Annotated in this window: 20 protein-coding genes; 3 read left to right on the top strand and 17 right to left on the bottom strand. The window is 58.2% G+C overall.

What is annotated here, in order from left to right:
• Positions 1-2 precede the first annotated feature (2 nt).
• Together rpmF and CJF39_RS18170 are read right to left on the bottom strand one after the other, a co-directional pair.
• Positions 3-185, bottom strand: coding sequence for a 50S ribosomal protein L32 (rpmF, locus tag CJF39_RS18175; RefSeq protein ID WP_003442519.1), 183 nt, complete (start codon positions 183-185; stop codon positions 3-5).
• 13 nt (positions 186-198) lie between these two features.
• Positions 199-726: a YceD family protein gene (locus tag CJF39_RS18170; protein ID WP_047276241.1), complete on the bottom strand. Its 528-nt coding sequence runs from the start codon at positions 724-726 to the stop codon at positions 199-201.
• 105 nt (positions 727-831) lie between these two features.
• Here CJF39_RS18170 and CJF39_RS18165 point away from each other — a divergent pair, with 105 nt between their 5' ends.
• Positions 832-1,410: a Maf family protein gene (locus CJF39_RS18165; RefSeq protein ID WP_094994684.1), complete on the top strand. Its 579-nt coding sequence runs from the start codon at positions 832-834 to the stop codon at positions 1,408-1,410.
• Between the two features lie 58 nt (positions 1,411-1,468).
• On the opposite strand, the gene sppA is transcribed toward CJF39_RS18165, so the two are convergent.
• Genes sppA through rluC form a run of 3 tightly spaced genes read right to left on the bottom strand, consistent with a single transcriptional unit; the run spans position 1,469 to position 4,087 of the window.
• Complete coding sequence (gene sppA / locus CJF39_RS18160) at positions 1,469-2,458, bottom strand: signal peptide peptidase SppA (protein WP_094994683.1); 990 nt, start codon at positions 2,456-2,458, stop codon at positions 1,469-1,471.
• 8 nt (positions 2,459-2,466) lie between these two features.
• Positions 2,467-3,141: an HAD-IA family hydrolase gene (locus tag CJF39_RS18155; protein WP_094994682.1), complete on the bottom strand. Its 675-nt coding sequence runs from the start codon at positions 3,139-3,141 to the stop codon at positions 2,467-2,469.
• Entirely contained in the window at positions 3,131-4,087 is a 957-nt protein-coding gene (gene rluC / locus CJF39_RS18150) for a 23S rRNA pseudouridine(955/2504/2580) synthase RluC (protein WP_094994681.1), read from the bottom strand. The genes CJF39_RS18155 and rluC overlap by 11 nt, the downstream gene beginning before the upstream one ends.
• A 719-nt stretch (positions 4,088-4,806) precedes the next feature.
• Between rluC and rne the strand changes: the two genes are divergently transcribed.
• Positions 4,807-7,806 carry a ribonuclease E gene (rne, locus tag CJF39_RS18145; RefSeq protein ID WP_094994680.1) on the top strand — a complete coding sequence of 1,000 codons (3,000 nt, stop codon included), beginning with the start codon at positions 4,807-4,809 and terminating at the stop codon, positions 7,804-7,806.
• 65 nt (positions 7,807-7,871) lie between these two features.
• Here rne and CJF39_RS18140 read toward each other — a convergent pair whose 3' ends face one another.
• The 9 genes from CJF39_RS18140 to CJF39_RS18100 form a co-directional block, all read right to left on the bottom strand.
• Positions 7,872-8,483 carry a hypothetical protein gene (locus tag CJF39_RS18140; RefSeq protein WP_170942701.1) on the bottom strand — a complete coding sequence of 204 codons (612 nt, stop codon included), beginning with the start codon at positions 8,481-8,483 and terminating at the stop codon, positions 7,872-7,874.
• Positions 8,484-8,526: 43 nt separating this feature from the next.
• Positions 8,527-9,546, bottom strand: coding sequence for a UDP-N-acetylmuramate dehydrogenase (gene murB, locus CJF39_RS18135; RefSeq protein ID WP_094994679.1), 1,020 nt, complete (start codon positions 9,544-9,546; stop codon positions 8,527-8,529).
• Complete coding sequence (locus CJF39_RS18130) at positions 9,543-10,007, bottom strand: low molecular weight protein-tyrosine-phosphatase (RefSeq protein ID WP_094994678.1); 465 nt, start codon at positions 10,005-10,007, stop codon at positions 9,543-9,545. The genes murB and CJF39_RS18130 overlap by 4 nt, the downstream gene beginning before the upstream one ends.
• Positions 10,007-10,771 carry a 3-deoxy-manno-octulosonate cytidylyltransferase gene (kdsB, locus tag CJF39_RS18125; RefSeq protein WP_094994677.1) on the bottom strand — a complete coding sequence of 255 codons (765 nt, stop codon included), beginning with the start codon at positions 10,769-10,771 and terminating at the stop codon, positions 10,007-10,009. Before kdsB ends, CJF39_RS18130 begins: the two co-directional genes overlap by 1 nt.
• On the bottom strand, positions 10,768-10,953 hold the full coding sequence (locus tag CJF39_RS18120) for a Trm112 family protein (RefSeq protein ID WP_094994676.1): 186 nt from the start codon (positions 10,951-10,953) through the stop codon (positions 10,768-10,770). Before CJF39_RS18120 ends, kdsB begins: the two co-directional genes overlap by 4 nt.
• 24 nt (positions 10,954-10,977) lie before the next feature.
• Positions 10,978-11,988 (bottom strand): tetraacyldisaccharide 4'-kinase, encoded by a 1,011-nt coding sequence (gene lpxK, locus CJF39_RS18115; RefSeq protein ID WP_094994675.1) that lies wholly within the window; start codon positions 11,986-11,988, stop codon positions 10,978-10,980.
• Positions 11,988-12,416 carry an ExbD/TolR family protein gene (locus CJF39_RS18110; protein ID WP_094994674.1) on the bottom strand — a complete coding sequence of 143 codons (429 nt, stop codon included), beginning with the start codon at positions 12,414-12,416 and terminating at the stop codon, positions 11,988-11,990. Before CJF39_RS18110 ends, lpxK begins: the two co-directional genes overlap by 1 nt.
• Positions 12,413-13,048, bottom strand: a complete 636-nt coding sequence (locus CJF39_RS18105; RefSeq protein WP_094994702.1) for a MotA/TolQ/ExbB proton channel family protein — start codon at positions 13,046-13,048, stop codon at positions 12,413-12,415. Before CJF39_RS18105 ends, CJF39_RS18110 begins: the two co-directional genes overlap by 4 nt.
• A gap of 76 nt (positions 13,049-13,124) precedes the next feature.
• On the bottom strand, positions 13,125-15,347 hold the full coding sequence (locus tag CJF39_RS18100; protein WP_170942700.1) for a DNA internalization-related competence protein ComEC/Rec2: 2,223 nt from the start codon (positions 15,345-15,347) through the stop codon (positions 13,125-13,127).
• Between the two features lie 133 nt (positions 15,348-15,480).
• Here CJF39_RS18100 and CJF39_RS18095 point away from each other — a divergent pair, with 133 nt between their 5' ends.
• Positions 15,481-15,996, top strand: coding sequence for a DUF2062 domain-containing protein (locus CJF39_RS18095; RefSeq protein WP_094994672.1), 516 nt, complete (start codon positions 15,481-15,483; stop codon positions 15,994-15,996).
• A 41-nt stretch (positions 15,997-16,037) separates the two neighbouring features.
• Here CJF39_RS18095 and CJF39_RS18090 read toward each other — a convergent pair whose 3' ends face one another.
• From CJF39_RS18090 to CJF39_RS18080, 3 genes are all read right to left on the bottom strand, one after another.
• Positions 16,038-16,817: an ABC transporter permease gene (locus CJF39_RS18090; RefSeq protein WP_094994671.1), complete on the bottom strand. Its 780-nt coding sequence runs from the start codon at positions 16,815-16,817 to the stop codon at positions 16,038-16,040.
• A complete protein-coding gene (locus CJF39_RS18085) occupies positions 16,814-17,746 on the bottom strand; it encodes an ABC transporter ATP-binding protein (RefSeq protein ID WP_094994670.1) in 933 nt (310 codons plus the stop codon). The genes CJF39_RS18090 and CJF39_RS18085 overlap by 4 nt, the downstream gene beginning before the upstream one ends.
• A 135-nt stretch (positions 17,747-17,881) precedes the next feature.
• A complete protein-coding gene (locus CJF39_RS18080) occupies positions 17,882-18,505 on the bottom strand; it encodes a glutathione S-transferase (RefSeq protein WP_094994669.1) in 624 nt (207 codons plus the stop codon).
• Between the last annotated feature and the right edge of the window lie 16 nt (positions 18,506-18,521).

The raw sequence follows: 18,521 nt of genomic DNA, 5'->3' as shown, positions 1-18,521 counted from the left end.
GATTACTCGTCAGCGCCCTTGTCGATCACTTTACGACCACGGTATACGCCTTCTGGCGATACGTGGTGACGCAGGTGAATTTCACCGGTGGTTTTTTCTACAGACAGCGTGCTAGCCGAAAGAGCATCGTGCGAACGACGCATGTCACGGGCAGAGCGGGATTTTTTGTTCTGCTGAACAGCCATAATTGATTAACTCCTAAACGTTTGGGTCACGCTTTAACTGCGCCAATACACTGAACGGGTTGGACCGCGTTACCTCGTCCTCGCCTGGATCGGGCTCATCGAGACCCGCCGGCTGCTGGCATTCTTCCGGATGATGAGCAGGCACAATGGGCAAGGCGAGCAAAAGCTCCTCCTCGATCAGTGCATGCAGATCCAATGGATCTTCGCCCAGTTCCAGCACGTCATAACCTTTCGGTAACGACTGGGTATTCGCACCCTCTTTCACCACGGCATAACTGCATTCGCTATGGATCGGCAGGGTGACCAGCTCAAGACAACGCTGGCAAACCATCTTGACCTCGACGTCGATGGAGCTGTGTATTACCACAGATCTTCGCTCGTCGCGCTCAAAAACAAATTTAGCCTGCACCGTACCGACATCGTCGGAAAGCGGGTCGCAGAGTCTCTCCAAATCGGCCAGCAGCACTTCACCTTGAAGGGTAGTGCCACGATCAGCCAATTTGCGCGGGTCAACGTGAGGTGGAATCGGGTCATTCAACATAGGCGCAGCATTCTAGGGACGCCCCCCTCACCTGTCAAAGGAAATTGTGCCTGTGCGACATCCCGTGCGCCCGCTAGAATCGCCGCTCATCTTCAGGAGACGCGCATGCTGCCTTTATTACTTGCCTCAAGCTCGGTTTATCGTCGCCAATTGCTCGACCGCCTGCGCCTTCCTTACACGTGCAGCTCACCCGACATAGACGAAGCCCACCGCCCCGAAGAGAGCGCAACCGAACTGGTCCGACGCCTGTCCCTGCAAAAGGCGCAGGCCCTCGCCAGCAGCCATCCCGAGCACCTTATCATCGGCTCCGACCAAGTGGCCGTCCTTAACGGAAAGATCATTGGCAAGCCTCACACCTTTGACAACGCACGCCAGCAACTGTTGAACGCCAGCGGCGCCAGCGTCAGCTTCCTGACCGGCCTTACGCTACTCAATAGCCAGACCGGCAACTACCAGACCGACTGCGTACCGTTCACCGTGCACATGCGCTCGCTCAGCACACAGCAGATCGAACGCTACCTGCGCGCCGAGCAGCCCTATGATTGCGCGGGCAGCTTCAAAGCCGAAGGACTTGGGGTGAGTCTGTTTCAGCGCACTGAAGGCGACGACGCCACCAGCCTGGTCGGCTTACCACTGATCAGCCTGGTAAACATGCTTATTAATGAAGGCATCAGCATCCCCTGACACCGGGCTCAGACACAAAAAAGCCGACCTTCTCAGGTCGGCTTTTTAGCAACACCCCTCAACGAAGGGTCGGCCCCTGAAACCCCATCCACAGGGCTATATGTTCCGCCACGCTAGCACCCAGCTTTTTAGAGAATCGATCGAACGCCGACTCTTGCACCGTGAAGTCAACCAGCTCTTTCTCGCCGATCACGTCCCGCGCAACCGAACTGGCATTGCCCAATCCATCAATCAACCCTAAGGGCAGCGCCTGCTGACCCGTCCAGACCAACCCCGAAAACAGCTCGGGATGCTCCTTATCCTTCAGACGATCGCCACGCCCCTGCTTGACGCTTGCAATGAACTGCTCATGGGTAACATTCAGCACACCCTGCCAGAACTTGGTTTCATCCGGCTTTTCAGGCTCGAACGGATCCAGAAACGCCTTGTGCTCGCCCGAGGCGTAAGCGCGACGCTGAATACCCAGCTTTTCCATCGCACCGACAAATCCGAAACCGGCCGCTGTCACGCCAATCGAACCAACCAGACTGGCCTTGTCGGCATAGATCTCATCGGCCGCGCTCGCAATGTAATAAGCCCCTGAAGCCCCGAGATCGGAGATCACCGCATACACCTTGGTATCCGGGTGCAACCCGCGCAGACGGCGTATTTCGTCGTACACATAACCCGATTGCACAGGACTGCCGCCCGGGCTATTGATGCGCAGCACCACACCTTTAACTTTCGGATCATCAAATGCCGCTTGCAGGCTGGTCACCAGATTGTCGGCACTGGCCTGCTCTTTATCCGCGATGACACCACGCACATCGATCAGCGCACTGTAATGCGCACCTGAAGCGGCGTTGCGCTCCATATCCATCAACGGCGTAAAGGTCAGAAGGACAACTACCAACAACAAGAATGAGAGCAGCTTGAAGAAAATTCCCCAACGACGCGCACGACGCTGCTCCTGAATGCCGGCCAGCAAGGTTTTTTCCAGCAGCTTCCAGCTCTTGTCATCGCCAGCAGCGGGCTCAGCCTCGGCAGGCGCCTTCCATTGATCAACCATGCATTACCTCAGCAAAGACGTGAATGAGTGCGCGTCTCCAACCAGCCACGCAACTCGGGAAAATGATCGATCTCCAGCATCGGGCCAAAGTCGCGCAAACGCTCAATGGACTGAGCCCCATAACTCACAGCAACCGAATCAATACCGGCATGACGCGCCATTAGCAGATCAAAGGAGGCATCACCCACCATCAGCGCCTGCCCTGGCTGCATGTCGCATTGCGCAAGAATTTGATTAAGCATCAAGGGATCCGGCTTGCTGGCCGTCTCATCTGCCGCGCGAGTCACATCGAAAAACCGCTCCCAGCCATGAGCCTTGAGCACGCGATCCAATCCGCGCCGCGCCTTTCCTGTTGCCACAGCCAGACGATAGCCCTGCGCACGAAAAGCCTCAAGCGACTCGGCCACACCAGCAAACAAAGGGGAAGGTTCAGCATCCAGGGCGATATAGGTATCCGCATAATGCTGACGAAAGGCAATAACCTGATCGGGCGCCATGTCGGGATAAAGCGTCAGGATCGCCTCCGGCAGCCCCAGCCCGATAATGCCCTTGATTGCATCGTCATCACGCTCGGCACGCCCTGCACGCAGGGCGGCCTCCCGCATCGAAGTCACGATACGGCCGATGGAATCCGCCAGCGTGCCATCCCAATCAAAAATCAGCAGTTTGTACTCAGACGACACTCAGCCGCTCCACGGTTTTGGCCCACATTTCGTCGACAGGCGCCTGAAACTTCATTTCACCCCCATCCGGCATCGGCACCGTCAGCATGTAAGCGTGCAAGAACAAGCGCTTGCCACCCAGATCGCGAATCTCCTTGGAGAAACCTTCCTCGCCGTACTTGGTATCGCCCGCAATGCAATGCCCGGCATGCAAGGTGTGCACGCGGATCTGATGGGTACGACCGGTAATGGGCTTAGCCTCAATCAGCGTGGCGAAATCGCCAAACCGACGCAGCACCTTGAACACCGTGACCGATTCTTTCCCCTCTTCATTCACTTCAACCATGCGCTCACCGGAACGCAAGTTGCTTTTCATCAGCGGCGCGCGCACCTGCTTGATGGAAGACGCCCAATTGCCGCGCACCAGCGCCATATAGCGCTTGTCGATACCATCGCCGCGCAACGCCTCGTGCAAGTGACGCAACATGCTGCGTTTTTTGGCAATCATCAGCAGACCAGAGGTATCTCGGTCGAGACGGTGCACCAACTCCAACTCTTTGACGTCAGGGCGCAACTGACGAAAGGCTTCAATAACGCCGAAATTAAGACCACTGCCACCATGCACCGCAATACCCGCAGGCTTGTTCAGCACAATCAAGGCCTTGTCTTCATAGACAATCGCCGCCTCAAGTCGCTGCAAAAGACCTTGAGCCAGCGGCACAGGCTCATCGCGCTCAGGGACTCGAACAGGAGGCACGCGCACGATATCGCCCGCCTGAAGTTTGTACTCAGGCTTGATCCGCCCCTTATTAACGCGCACTTCGCCTTTACGCAAAATGCGGTAAATCAAGGTCTTGGGGACACCTTTGAGGCGAGCAAGAAGAAAATTATCGATGCGTTGGCCGGCATATTCCGGCGAGACCTCAAGCAGCTGGACGCTGGGGGTCGGGGGGGTAGTCGTCGTCATGGCGCGGATGATAACAATTTTTTATGGAATTGAAGCACTTAATCATTGCTGCTATAGTCGCGAACGCCGCCAAAAGCGGCCTGGACAGCGGATTAACGGTGAACCACCGGCCCTGACCAACGCTCTTCACGAGGACGCGAGGCCGTCCTACGGAACTTTTGCTGCAACGGAATGCCTGGAGTTGTAACAAGCGCAGGTGACATGAGGCCTGAAGCGAGCCTGGAAAGCAGAGTGCAAACTCGCCTTTTACGCCGATATTCACGGCCAGTTCACAAAGTGCAGTCAGCCTCGGGAATTTCGAGCGAATGTTTCGGAAACTTCGCCTTTATTAGCCATGATGCGTGGCCTCCCCTTTTGGAGTTCACGGTAAATGCCAACCCGCTGCGGATTCTGCGCGCGGCAGCACCCGAATTATCAGGGATACGTGTAGGGTGGAGATGCACAACCGCCGGACTGTGTAGCAATAGGCTTTATCAAGACGCTTCATCTCGTCCACAGCCGCCGGTTGATTCCTCCTCCTGACCAGACTTTTGCTTAAGCGGTGCATTAGCACCACAGCAAGCAGGACGCGTTAGTCGCGACTTCGGCCCTCGGGCTGAACATCGCTGGACACTGGAGTGGCCAACTACTCCTGACGCACCTGACACCGACCATGAGAAGTCGTGTGTGCCGAACGCCGTTTCCGGCAGCCCGGAAACCGACGGTACAACATGAAAAGAATGCTGATTAACGCAACTCAACCTGAAGAGTTGCGCGTAGCACTGGTAGATGGCCAACGCCTCTACGACCTGGACATCGAGTCAGGTGCACGCGAGCAGAAGAAAGCCAACATTTATAAAGGCCGTATTACTCGCATCGAACCCAGCCTTGAGGCTGCCTTTGTCGATTTTGGCTCTGAGCGCCACGGCTTTCTGCCCCTCAAAGAAATCTCCCGCGAATACTTCAAAAAAGCCCCTGAAGGCCGCGTCAATATCAAGGACGTCCTTAGCGAAGGCCAGGAAGTTATCGTTCAGGTCGAAAAAGAAGAGCGTGGCAACAAGGGCGCTGCCCTGACCACATTCATCAGCCTGGCCGGTCGTTATCTGGTTCTGATGCCGAACAACCCGCGTGCTGGCGGCATCTCGCGCCGTATCGAAGGCGAAGAGCGCAACGAACTGCGTGAAGCGCTGAACGGTCTGATCGCTCCTGCCGACATGGGCCTGATCGTGCGGACTGCCGGCCTGGGCCGCAGCAGCGAAGAGATGCAGTGGGACCTCGACTACCTGCTGCAACTGTGGACCGCCATCAAAGAAGCCTCGCTGGACCGTGCAGCGCCTTTCCTGATCTATCAGGAAAGCAACGTCATCATCCGCGCCATCCGCGATTACCTGCGCCAGGACATCGGTGAGGTTCTGATCGACAGCGTTGAAGCCCAGGACGAAGCCCTGACATTCATTCGCCAGGTCATGCCGCAGTACGCCAGCAAAATCAAACTCTACGAAGACAGCGTTCCGCTGTTCAATCGTTTCCAGATCGAAAGCCAGATCGAGACCGCGTTCCAGCGCGTCGTTGAACTGCCTTCCGGCGGCTCCATCGTTATCGACCCGACCGAAGCCCTGGTGTCCATCGACATCAACTCGGCACGCGCCACCAAAGGCAGCGATATCGAAGAAACCGCCCTGCAAACCAACCTTGAAGCGGCTGAAGAAATCGCTCGTCAGTTGCGCCTGCGCGACATCGGCGGCCTGATCGTCATCGACTTCATCGACATGACCCCAGCCAAAAACCAGCGCGCCGTGGAAGAAAAAGTCCGCGAATGCCTCGAAGCAGACCGCGCCCGCGTACAAGTCGGCCGTATCTCCCGCTTCGGCCTGCTGGAAATGTCCCGCCAACGTCTGCGTCCGTCCCTGGGCGAAAGCAGCGGCATTGTATGCCCACGCTGCAACGGCACTGGCATCATCCGCGACGTGGAGTCGCTGTCGCTGGCCATCCTGCGCCTGATCGAAGAAGAAGCCCTGAAAGATCGCACTGCCGAAGTGCGCGCTCAGGTGCCAATCCCGGTTGCTGCGTTCCTGCTTAACGAAAAACGCAACTCGATCACCAAGATCGAACTGCGTACCCGCGCACGCATTGTCATACTGCCGAACGACCACCTCGAAACGCCTCACTTCGAAGTGCAGCGCCTGCGTGATGACAGCCCGGAAGCCCACACCAACCAGTCCAGCTATGAAATCGCTGCTGCGGCTGCTGAAGTGGAAGAAATCCAGCCTGCTGCCGCCACCCGCACCCTGGTCCGTCAGGAAGCTGCCGTTAAGACAGCGCCGGCCCGCACCTCCGCTCCGGTTCCGACCGAAGCACCTGCTGCCGCTGCCACGCCCGCTCCAGCCCCAACCATTGCTGAGCCTAGCCTGTTCAAAGGCCTGGTGAAGTCGCTGGTCAGCCTGTTTGCGTCCAAGGAAGAGCCTGCACCGGCACCGACCGTGGTTGAAAAACCTGCGACTTCGGAACGCCCGCAACGCAACGAAGAGCGTCGCAACGGCCGCCAGCAAAGCCGCAACCGCAACGGTCGCCGCGACGAAGAGCGCAAACCGCGTGAAGAACGTGCGCCGCGTGAAGAGCGCGCCCCACGCCCAGAGCAAGCAGCACCCGCTGTTGAAGACGAAGCCGCACTGAGCAGCGCCGAGCACGTACAAGATGATTCCCAAGACAACGCCGAGGGCGATCGCCCACGTCGCCGCTCACGCGGTCAGCGTCGTCGCAGCAATCGTCGCGAACGTCAACGTGATGCCAACGGCAATGTGATTGAAGGTTCGGAAGAAGGCAGCGAAGAAGCCAAGGCTGAAAACGCGCCGGCAACCACCGCTGAACTGGCGGCCGGTCTGGCCGTGACCGAAGCCGTTGCCAGCACAGTAATCAGCGCCCCGGCGCAAGCCCAAGCCAACCAGCAAGCTGAACGTGCCACCGCTGCAACCCAGGAATCAGCCCCGGCTGAAACCGCAGTTGTCGTTGTTGAAGAGCAAACCAAGGCTGTTGCCATTATTGAAACGCCAGCGGCTATCGCACCGGCTGTTGCAACACCGGCAATCGAAACGCCAGTCGTTGAGACACCTGTTGTCGAAGCCATTGCTCCGATCGAAGCGGTTAAAGCACCTGAAGTTGAAGTGGCACCGGTTCAAGAAGCTCAGCCTGCGTTCAAGGTTGCTGACGAACCTGCTCCAACCCTCGAAGCACCTGTCGAAGCTGCCGTTGAGCCTGTTGTCCAGGCATCTGTTGCAGAAGCGCCAGCAGTGGAAACGCCGATCGTTGAGAAGCCTGCGTTTGAAAAGCGTCCCGAGCCTGCCAAGGAAGCCCGCACCCTGCGCGAGCCCGTTGCCGAGCCTGTGATGACGGAACAAGCAACTGCTCCAGCGCAGCCTGCCGAGCCTGAAGTGGTCGCCCAACCGGAACCGGTTGAAGTGATTGTGCAGGCTGAGGTGGTTGAAGTGGCCGTCGTTGCGGCACCTGTGGCAAGCGCTCTGACCAGCAATGGCCGCGCCCCGAACGACCCACGTGAAGTGCGTCGCCGCAAGCGTGAAGCCGCTGCTGCCGCAGCCGCTGCCCAAGCGCAAGCGCAAGCCACCGAGGCCGTTGCTGAGCACACCACACCAACCATCGACGAAAACCTGCGTTCCGTCGAAGACTTGGTCGAGCAAAACCCTAAAGCCCTGGAAGAAGCACACGAGCCTAAACCTCTCGCCTGATTCCAATAGCTGTTAAAAAGCCCCGCCTGAGTCATCAGGCGGGGCTTTTTAATGTCCGTAAATGGTTAAAAAAACCAGAATGATCGGCGCTTGCTCTCCAACTCGCCCCGGCATTGGCTCAGCTGCGCACCATAGGTTTTGGACTGCTGCTCAACCTTGCGTGCGACCTGGATCAGCCAGGGTTTGGCACGGTAGGTACCGCGACTGTAGCCCCCTCGACCTTCGTGATAGGCCAAGTACTGGTTGTAAGCATCCCACTTGGAAATCCCCAACTGCTGCTGCGTCCCTGCCGTATACCAGCCGATGAAGCGGATAGCGTCCGCGAAATTGTCCCGCGACCCACTTTTACCGGTACTTCTCTCGAAGTCGCTCCAGGCGGGAGGCTGAGCCTGGGCATAGCCGTAGGAAGGACTCACTCGCCCCCACGGTATGACCCACAACAGGTAGGCTCGCGGTGTCAGCGCGTCCGCTACAAAGCTGCTCTCCTGCTTCATAATTGCCATCGCTACTTGGGGCGGTGTGCCCCATTGACTCTGCATAGTGAGCGAGTCTTCATACCAGCGCGGGTATTGCCGATAGATGTTGCACAGGTTGCCTTGATCCCGCGGAGGTGCAGTGGTGCACCCCGACAGCGCCACCATGATCGACGCCAGGGCCCATGCAGGCTTATGTTTCATTGAATGTCCTCAGGCACGGCCAATGACGCCGTAAAGGCGTGCATCAATACAGGTTGGGTTCCATCTCGAGCTGCACCTTGAACCGTCGTGCGATATCTTCCTGAATGCGCTGCGCCAGCGATAACAACTGCACACCGGTTGCCGCGCCATAGTTGACCAGCACCAGCGACTGCAAACGGTGGACGCCTGCATCGTCTTCACGAAAGCCTTTCCAGCCCGCCGTTTCGATCAACCACCCGGCCGCCAGCTTGACCTGGCCATCGGCCTGGGGGTAGCCCACGATGTTGGGGTGGGTCAATTTCAGCTCGGCTGCCAGCGCCTGCGACACCACCGGGTTTTTGAAGAAGCTCCCGGCATTGCCGAGCACCGCTGGATCAGGCAGTTTTTCGCTGCGGATGCTGCTGATGGCACGACTGACATCACTGGCCGTCGGCTGATCAATGCCTTGCTCGCTCAGCCGCTGGCGTACCGGGCCATATTCCAGGTGCAAACGGGCAGCGCGGCTAAGGGCAAAACGTACCCGCAGAATCAGCCAACGCCCCGGAGTTTGCTTGAATACGCTGTCACGGTAACCAAAGTTGCATTCGTCCAGGGTGAAATCACGCAGTTGACCTGTTTGACGATCCAGCGCCGTCAGCCCGGCAAACACATCCTTAATCTCAACCCCGTAGGCGCCAATGTTCTGCATCGGTGCAGCGCCGACCGTGCCGGGGATCAGGCTCAGGTTCTCAAGCCCGGCGAACCCCTGGCCCAGGGTCCACAAGACAAAGGCATGCCACACTTCGCCCGCCTCGGCCTCTACCACCACTTGTTGCCCACTGTCCTCAATCACCCGAATGCCGCGGGTGGCCATCCTCAAGACCAGCGCCTGCACATCCTGCGTCAGCAGCAAATTGCTGCCGCCACCAATAACCAGTAACGGCAGTTCCCGCTTGGCGCAATACTGCAACGCTTCACGCACCTCAGCGTCGTTGTGCGCCTCGGCAAACAGCCGCGCACGCACATCGACACCGAAACTGTTGAACGGCTTGAGCGACGCATCAACCTGCAACTGCAAACTCATACACGTCCCTTCAATTCGATCATCAGCCCATCACACGCTGCTTCTATCAAGTCCAGCACTTCAACGAACCCTTGTTCGCCGTCGTAATAAGGGTCGGGAACTTCACTTTTCACTCCCTTATATCGACGCAGGAACACATCAAGTTCAGCCTTGCCATTGGCAGGCTGCATGGCCTGAAGGTCCCGTAAATTACTGTTATCCATCGCCAGAATCAGGTCATAGCGCTCGAAATCCTGCACGCGAACCTGTTGCGCACGTTGCTGCGACAGGTCATAGCCTCGCAGCTGAGCCGCCCGCTGAGTACGCTTGTCCGGCGGCTCGCCCGCATGCCAGCCGCCGGTCCCGGCCGACGCCACTTCAACCTGCCGTTCAAGGCCAGCCTGCTGCAACTTGTGACGCAGCACACCTTCAGCCGTCGGTGATCGGCAAATGTTACCCAAACAGACGAACAGGACGCGCATCACGCCTCCAACAAACGCCGAACGCGCTCCAGGTCTTCGGGGGTGTCGACACCCGCAGGCGGCGCCTCCAGCACATCAGCCACATGAATCCGTACGCCGTGCCACAACGCCCGCAGCTGTTCAAGACGCTCGGTGTTCTCAAGCCAGCAAGGCCCCCAACTGACGAAGTCATGGAGGAAGCCCGCCCGATAGGCGTAGATCCCGATATGACGGCGGTATGGCACGCCCTCGGGCAAACGGTCGCAGCTCAGGGCAAAATCGTCACGCGCCCACGGCAACGTGGCACGGCTAAACGTCAGCGCAAGGCCGTTGATATCGCTGACCACTTTGACCACGTTCGGATTGAACAACATCGCGACGTCTTCAATCGGCTCCGCCAAGGTGGCCATGCTGGCCTCACCATGGGCCGCGAGGTTGACGGCCACCTGATCAATCACTTGCGGCGGGATCAGCGGCTCATCACCCTGTACGTTGACCACGATCGCATCACTGGCCAAACCCAATTGCGTCGCCACTTCAGCCAGACGGTCGGTGCCTGACTCATGGTCGGCCCGGGTCAACAGCACCTCGGCGCCAAACGCCTTGCAGGCATCGACGATGCGTGCGTCATCGGTTGCGACCACGACACGCTGGGCACTGCTTTTGCACGCCTGTTCCCAGACATGCTGGACCATGGGTTTGCCCGCAATCATTTGCAACGGCTTGCCAGGCAAACGCGTCGAGGCAAAGCGTGAGGGAATAACGACCGTAAAAACCGGAATCATTTATCCAGACGCTCATCATCGGTAAGGGTGCGGGCTTCGGTTTCAAGCATGACCGGAATGCCATCGCGGATCGGGTACGCGAGACCGGCGCCCTTGCTGATCAGCTCCTTTTTGTCGGCGCTGAGCTTGAGCGGGCCTTTGCAAACCGGGCAGGCAAGGATATCGAGCAATTTGGTGTCCATAAGGTTTCCCTGAATAAAGATGAGTTAGGGCAAAAAACGATCAGGTAAAAGACGCAATAACTGTTGATCGAGCCAGCGCGCGAAGGTCTCTGAAGGTACAGCGTCTACCGCCAGATACCACCAGTTCGGCGCGGCAAAGTCGCGGCATTTCACCGCATCCTTTTCCGTCATGACCAGCGGCAGATCCGGCTTGAACTTCAGGATCTCGGCACTGTAGGGCGCGTGGTCGGCAAACGCGTGGCCAATTGGCCGCCAGTGTAGCGTTTCGAGGGTGTTGAAAAAACGCTGCGGATTACCGATACCGGCCACCGCATGCAATGCCTGTCCGCAAGGAAAATAATCCAGTGGCTGACGCTCGCCCGTGCGCACGTTGATCAGCGCTGTCGGCTGCAACTGAAAGGCAAAGCCGGGCTGCGGATCCGTCAGGGCGCCGTTATACAGCACCGCATCCACACTGCTCAGGCGTTCAGCTGGCTCACGCAGCGGACCGGCAGGCAGGCAGCGGCCGTTACCCAGCCCCCGTGCGTTATCGATCAAGACCAGTTCCAGGTCGCGGGCCAACCGGTAATGCTGCAAACCGTCGTCCGACAGAATCACGTCCAGCGGCTCGGTGGCCAGCAGCGTTTTCACCGCACGGCTGCGATCAGGGTCGATCATCAGAGGCACGCCCGTACGCTGCACGATCAACAAGGGCTCATCCCCTGCCTGCGCGGCAGGTTGATCCGCCGTGACGCGCCAAGGGAACTGCCCCGGTTTGGCCCCATACCCCCGGCTGACCACGCCGACCCGCAGCCCCTTGCGTTGGCAATGCTCGATCAGCCACAGGATCATAGGCGTCTTGCCCGTGCCACCCACGGTGATATTGCCCACGATTACAATAGGCACGGGAGCACGGTAAATGTCACCCTGCCCCGCGACAAAACGTGCGCGCTTACCGTCCACTACGCGCCGATAGAGGCATTCGAGCGGTCTGAGTAATGCCAACAAGGGGTGCCCGGCATACCATGCCTGCAACAAACGATCAGAGATGGCCATCAGGGATTCGACTGCGCCTCGACAGTGGTCATGCGCAAATGGCTGAACCCTAGCTTGCCCGCCGCATCCATGGCCGTAACCACGGCCTGATGTTGAGTTTTGCCATCGGCACTGATCGACAACGGCAATGACGTATCACCGCCGGATTCTTTTTGCAGGGCGTCCATCAGGCTGGCCAGATCATTTTTCGGCAACAGCTGGTTGTTCACCGAAAACACGCCGTCCGCACTGATGGCGATATCCAGTTGTTTAAGGTTTTGGTCTTCGCTCGGGGAGCCGCTGACAGCTTCAGGCAGGTCTACCCGCAGTTGGGTTTCACGGGTAAAGGTGGTGGTCACGACAAAAAACAGCAACAGGATAAACACCACGTCGATCAGCGAAGCGAGGTTGATATCCACCGTTTCTCGTGGCTTGCGGCGAAATTTCACGCGTTGCTCCCGGCCATGTCGACTTCCCGGTCGCCTTGAACCACTTCAACCAGTTTGATGGCTTCCTGCTCCATGCCGACCACCAGCTCGTCGACCCGGCGCTGCAGGAAACGGTGGAAGAACACCGCAGGAATACCCACCATCAAGCCCGCTGCCGTGGTGATCAACGCCTTGGAGATACCGCCGGCCAGGATGGCAGCATTGGTGGTCATGCCCGACCCCATGAACGAGCTGAAAATGTCGATCATGCCCAGCACCGTCCCTAACAGGCCCAGCAACGGCGCCATGGCAGCGATGGTGCCCAGCGCATTGAGGTAGCGCTCAAGCTCGTGAATCACACGGGCAGCCGCTTCCTCAATGCACTCTTTCATGATCTCGCGACCGTGCCGGGAATTGGCCAGGCCCGCCGCAAGGATTTCACCCAGCGGCGAATCTGCACGCAGTTGTTTGAGTTTTTCCTTGTCCAGCTGCTTGTCTTTGATCCAGACCCAGACTTGCCCCAGCAGATGGGGCGGCGTCACGCGGCTGGCGCGTAAAGTCCAAAGACGCTCGACAATAATGCCCAGCGCGGCAACAGAGCTCAGAATGATCGGCAGCATCATCCAGCCACCGGATTTGACCAGTTCCCACACAGTGACAATCCCCTCGAAAAAGTGCGCCACTCTACCATAGGATTGGACTGGCGCTCAGGCGCGCACAAAACCCCTGTCACCCGTCATGGCGCCAGAACCTGCGTTGTTGACGCTCGCCTGTGGCCGCCCCCTTTGCCCCCAGCCAGAAACGCACGGCGCCTTGTTCTGCACTGTCGAGCACCGTCATGCCCAACGCCCGGTAGCGAGCCAGTACCTGAGGGTGCGGGTGGCCAAAACTATTGCCAGCACCACGCGATATCAGGACATTTTGCGCAGACAGCGTATTCAAAAACACCCGGGATGACGAGGTGCGGCTGCCGTGGTGCGGGGCCTGCAACCATTGCACGGGGATCGCCAAAGGGCTGCGCAAAAAGGCTCGCTCAGCCTGCACGTCGATGTCCCCGGTCAGCAATAGCCGCTCATCGCCAGCCTGCACCAACAGCACGCAAGACTTCTGGTTACCGTTGCTGGCATCCGCCCATTGCCAGAGTGAAAAGCGTACACCGTCCCACTCCCAGCCTTGCCCCGCGGCGCAGTGTCGAGCCTGAAGCTGAGCAGGCAAACCCGGTACGTCGCCGCTGATCACCTGATTGACGTTCAGCGCGCGCTGGACCGCCAGCGCACCGCCTGCATGGTCAGCATCAGCATGGCTGATCAGCATCAAGTCCAGTTGGCCGATACCTTGCGAGCGCAAGAACGGCACGACGATCCGCTCTCCCTGATCCAGGTCCCTGAATTTGGGGCCTGCGTCATACAGCACGGTGTGGTGACGGGTTCTTAGCAGCATCGCTAACCCTTGACCAACATCTATCTGCCAGACCTCGACCTGACCGTGGGGAACCTGCTCACGTGGTGCCAGCATTGCCAATGCCAGCAAGGGCCAACCCAACGGCCTCAACGTAACGCCCGCAGGCAACAACAGCATCACTGTCCCGGCCGCCGCCAGCGCCCAAATTTCGACGGGCACGTTTGGCGGCAGCCATGAAGGGAACGTCCCGGCAAGCCAGGTCAAACCGCGTATCAGCACGTCAAGCAAACCACCTGACACCCAGAGCAACCCTTCTGCGAGCCAGGGCACGGGCAGCAAAAATGTGCCCAGCAACGCACTAGGCAAAACCAGCAGGCTGATCCACGGCACGGCTACCAGATTTGCCAGAGGCCCGGTCACACTCACGGGTAACGCCAAGGCCCACATCACGGGAAACAGCCCCAAAGTAATCAGCCCGTGGGGCCTTGTCCAGGCTGACCATAGACGCCATGCACCCAAACGCCCGCTGAAGGTGAAAATCAGCACGGCAACCGCTGCAAAAGAAAGCCAAAAACCCGGCATCAGGCTGGCTAACGGCTCCACCAGCAAGACTGCATTCAACGCCAGCAAAAACGGTAGCCACACACCTAAATGACGAAAGCGCAGGCGCCATAACAGCACCAGCCCCAGCATCACGCAGGCGCGCTGCACAGGCACTTCAAATCCGGCCAACAGGCCATAACTGACAGCCCCTACAAACGCCACGCCACATGCCCAAGGCAGCCACGGCCAACCTCGCGGCCAAAGGCCGTACCGCGCCAGCAGCGCAATCAACCCGTAGAGCAACCCGGCAAACAACCCGATGTGCTGACCCGAGATCACCAGTAAGTGCACCGTGCCCGTGGTTTGTAACAGCGTCCAGTCTTCGCGCTCCAGACCGGAGCCATCCCCCATCACCAACGCCGCCAACCACGGTGCCCGACCATGGGCATCGACACTCAGCAAACGTTGACGCAGCCCGTCCCGCCACGCATAGGAAGCCGCAGCCAGACGCTGCCCATCCTTGACCGTTCCGGTTGCGCCAATCCGTTTGCTAAGCAGCCACGCCTCGTAGTCAAATCCCTGAGGATTAGGCAGCCCTCGCGGCTTTTTCAGTTTCACGGCCAGACGCCAGCGCTCCCCGCTGTTAACGGGCGGCCCGTCCTGCCAGCTCACCCGAATCGTGCGCGGCAGATCAGCTCGACGAGACACAGGGCTCCCGATTTCAAAAGCAACGTAAGACGCTGTGCGTTGCGGCAGACCTGTCACCTGCCCCTCAATCCACAGGGTACGCCCGTCGAGGGCATCCGACAGGCGGTCATCCAGCGCCGACTGCCCCTGTACGCACGCCCACACCAGCCCCAACAGGCACAATCCAAGCGGGTACGTGCGAAAAAAAAGCAAGCCAAGCCCCAGGCCGAACAACAGCACCAAGCACCACACCGGCGGCAATACCGGCAAATAACGCAACGCCATCAAGCCCAGCGCCAGCCCTGACATCCCTGTATACATAGCCAGCCCAGAAATTCCTTTCCTCTCGGATTAGTTCATCCGGGCCTACCGCGCTTTAATAATTGTCACAAAGTCTGAATAGGCACAGGTACGAATTTGGGCATACTGCCCCATTGATCCCAGGGAGAGGCCCATGCCACGGCGTTTGTTCAAACGTTACATGCCAGACCCGGCAAGCATCAGGGAACACAAATCCTTACGCTTTATGGGCACCCTGTTGCATGACCCGAACCTTTGGCACTTGAACCGCCACTCGGTTTCCCGCGCCATGGCCGTGGGCATCTTCGCCGCGTTCATCCCCATGCCTTTTCAGATGCTCCTGGCAGCGTTCCTCGCGATTACCGTGCGCAGCAACATGCCCATTTCGGTCGGTCTGGTATGGCTGACCAACCCGATTACCATGCCACCGGTGTTTTATTGCACCTACAAACTTGGCGCCTGGTTGATGGACGTGCCGGCACGTACCTTGCCAGACGATCTGACCTGGGCGTGGATCAGCGGGCAGTTGTCTACCCTCTGGCAGCCATTCTTGCTGGGCTCTGTGGTATGCGGCGTAGTATTGGGCGCGCTCGCCTATTGCCTGACCCAACTCTATTGGCGCTGGTGGGTGAGCCGCCAATGGAAACGCCGACAAAACAATCGCCCATAAAAAAGCCCCCTTACGGGGTCTTTTGCAAAGCGCAAAGCGTGTTACTGACGCATGCCGCGACCGCTAACCAGCAATCGGGCGCACAAGATGTACAACACCACGGTCGCCACCACCATAAAGGTCAGGGCCACGCTGATTTTGATGTCAGACACCCCCAAAATGCCGTAGCGGAAGGCATTCACCATGTGCAGCACCGGGTTGGCCATCGACACCGTCTGCCAGAACGGCGGCAGCAACGAGATCGAATAAAACACGCCTCCCAAATAGGTCAACGGCGTGAGCACAAACGTCGGAATGATCGAAATATCATCGAAATTACGTGCAAATACGGCATTGACGAAGCCCAGCAGCGAAAAGATGGTCGCCGTCAGCAACACAACCGCCACCGTTAACCCGAGGTGATGCACCTGCAAGTGGGTGAAGAACAATGACAGCAAGGTCACGATCACGCCCACCATCAAGCCTCGCAGAATCCCGCCCACGGTGTAGCCGATCAGGATGGTATGCGGCGACACTGGCGATACCATCAATTCTTCAATGGAGCGCTGGAACTTACTGCCAAAAAAGCTCGACACCACATTGCCGTAGGCGTTAGTGATCACCGACATCATGATCAGGCCCGGCACGATGTACTCCATATAGGTGAAACCACCCATATCACCGATTTGTCGGCCAATCAGGTTACCGAAGATCACAAAGTACAGCACCATGGTGATCGCTGGCGGCAGCAGGGTTTGCGGCCAGATGCGCATGAAACGACGTACTTCGCGGTAAACAATGGTGTTCAGCGCAATCAGATTGGGGCGTAGCTCCGAGCTCATATCGCCACCTTCGCCAGATTTTTCTCGACCAACGACACAAACAACTCCTCAAGGCGATTGGTTTTATTGCGCAAGCTCACAACTTCAATCTGCTGTGCAGCCAACTGGGTGAACAAGCCGGTAATGCCGACCTGTTTGTCCACCTGAACCTCCAACGTCATGCTGTCGAGCAACTGGCTTGGGTAGCCGATCAGATGCGGGGCCGCCTGCAACGGGGTTTTCAAGTCCAGCAGGAAGGTTTCGACATGCAACTGGCCCAGCAACTGACGCATGCTGGTGTTTTCAACGATGGTGCCGTGATCGATGATGCCAATGTTACGGCACAGTTGCTCAGCCTCTTCCAGGTAATGAGTAGTGAGGATGATGGTAGTGCCCTGCTCATTCAGCTCTGTAAGAAAGGTCCACATCGAACGACGCAGCTCAATGTCCACGCCTGCGGTCGGCTCGTCGAGGATCAGCAGGCGAGGCTCGTGCACCAGGGCGCGGGCGATCATCAAACGGCGCTTCATGCCGCCCGACAGAGAGCGCGACGGCGTGTCGCGCTTGTCCCATAACCCGAGTTGGGTCAGGTATTTCTCAGCGCGCTCCTTGGCGACTTTTGGTGCGATGCCGTAATAGCCCGCTTGGGTTACGACAATGTCGAAGGTTTTTTCAAACTGGTTGAAGTTGAACTCTTGGGGCACCACGCCGATGCAACGCTTCAAGGCGGCGGGTTCGCGGTCCAGGTCATGCCCGAACACATTCACAGTGCCGCTGGTCTTGTTCACCAGTGTCGAGAGAATGCCAATGGTTGTGGATTTGCCGGCGCCATTGGGGCCGAGCAATGCGAAAAAATCACCTTCAGAAACATCCAGATCGATACCACTCAGGGCCTGGAAACCGTTGCCGTAGGTTTTGGTTAGCTGCCGTATGGACAGAGCGGAACTCATATCTGATTACGCACCAAGATGGGGGAATAGGAGGTGTAAATAAGGGCGAGCCGTCTGTCATAGACGTTCGACACGCAAGCAGCATGGTGCTTGGCCTCGACGCACAAGTACAGTCGCCCGTATTAATAGTGGGTATTAAGTCAACGCGGTCATGACCGCATGGCGGTAGCACGGGCGCAGTTTCAGGCGCTCGTACCACGCTTCCAGATGCGGCATCGACGGGCGTTCGATAGGCATCTCAAACCACGCATAAATGAACGAGCCCAGCGGAATGTCACCCATGCCAATTTCATCACCTGACAAATAAGGTTTTTCCGACAACGCCTGATCCACAATCGACAATAACTCTGCGCATGTTTTACGTGCAGCGTTAATCAGCACCCAATCCTGCTGCTCGGCCGGAGTCCGCAAAATCCCCCAAAACAGATCGCGGAAAGGGCCTGCAAACGTCGACGTGGTCCAGTCCATCCACTTGTCCGCCTGTGCGCGCACGCACACATCAGTTTGATACCACGCCGTGTCTGACCCGTAACGCGCAGCCAGATAACGCACGATGGCGTTGGATTCCCATAGCACGAAACCGTCGTCCTCAATCATGGGCACCCGACCGTTAGGGTTTAGCGCTCGGTATGCTGGGCTATCGACGACACCAAAGGCGCCACCGGCCTCCTCACGGCTGTAGGGCAGCGCCAACTCTTCGGCACACCACAGGACTTTTCTGACATTAGATGAATTCTTGCGACCCCACACTTTCAGCATGACTCAACTCCTGATT

Source organism: Pseudomonas lundensis, assembly GCF_002269125.1.
Classification (GTDB): Bacteria; Pseudomonadota; Gammaproteobacteria; order Pseudomonadales; family Pseudomonadaceae; genus Aquipseudomonas; species Aquipseudomonas lundensis_A.
The sequence above is the reverse complement of the archived record's forward strand: the minus strand, read 5'-3'. Positions and strand labels throughout refer to the sequence as shown.

Bases quoted from the DNA above. Each gene is read 5' to 3' on its own strand.
- CJF39_RS18170 (WP_047276241.1), bottom strand. From the start codon at position 726: ATGTTGAATGACCCGATTCCACCTCACGTTGACCCGCGCAAATTGGCT.
- CJF39_RS18140 (WP_170942701.1), bottom strand. From the start codon at position 8,483: ATGAAACATAAGCCTGCATGGGCCCTGGCGTCGATCATGGTGGCGCTG.
- CJF39_RS18130 (WP_094994678.1), bottom strand. From the start codon at position 10,007: ATGCGCGTCCTGTTCGTCTGTTTGGGTAACATTTGCCGATCACCGACG.
- CJF39_RS18100 (WP_170942700.1), bottom strand. From the start codon at position 15,347: ATGTATACAGGGATGTCAGGGCTGGCGCTGGGCTTGATGGCGTTGCGT.
- rluC (WP_094994681.1), bottom strand. From the start codon at position 4,087: ATGACGACGACTACCCCCCCGACCCCCAGCGTCCAGCTGCTTGAGGTC.
- CJF39_RS18080 (WP_094994669.1), bottom strand. From the start codon at position 18,505: ATGCTGAAAGTGTGGGGTCGCAAGAATTCATCTAATGTCAGAAAAGTC.
- murB (WP_094994679.1), bottom strand. From the start codon at position 9,546: ATGAGTTTGCAGTTGCAGGTTGATGCGTCGCTCAAGCCGTTCAACAGT.
- sppA (WP_094994683.1), bottom strand. From the start codon at position 2,458: ATGGTTGATCAATGGAAGGCGCCTGCCGAGGCTGAGCCCGCTGCTGGC.
- CJF39_RS18095 (WP_094994672.1), top strand. From the start codon at position 15,481: ATGCCACGGCGTTTGTTCAAACGTTACATGCCAGACCCGGCAAGCATC.
- lpxK (WP_094994675.1), bottom strand. From the start codon at position 11,988: ATGGCCATCTCTGATCGTTTGTTGCAGGCATGGTATGCCGGGCACCCC.
- rpmF (WP_003442519.1), bottom strand. From the start codon at position 185: ATGGCTGTTCAGCAGAACAAAAAATCCCGCTCTGCCCGTGACATGCGT.
- CJF39_RS18085 (WP_094994670.1), bottom strand. From the start codon at position 17,746: ATGAGTTCCGCTCTGTCCATACGGCAGCTAACCAAAACCTACGGCAAC.
- CJF39_RS18165 (WP_094994684.1), top strand. From the start codon at position 832: ATGCTGCCTTTATTACTTGCCTCAAGCTCGGTTTATCGTCGCCAATTG.
- rne (WP_094994680.1), top strand. From the start codon at position 4,807: ATGCTGATTAACGCAACTCAACCTGAAGAGTTGCGCGTAGCACTGGTA.
- kdsB (WP_094994677.1), bottom strand. From the start codon at position 10,771: ATGATTCCGGTTTTTACGGTCGTTATTCCCTCACGCTTTGCCTCGACG.
- CJF39_RS18120 (WP_094994676.1), bottom strand. From the start codon at position 10,953: ATGGACACCAAATTGCTCGATATCCTTGCCTGCCCGGTTTGCAAAGGC.
- CJF39_RS18090 (WP_094994671.1), bottom strand. From the start codon at position 16,817: ATGAGCTCGGAGCTACGCCCCAATCTGATTGCGCTGAACACCATTGTT.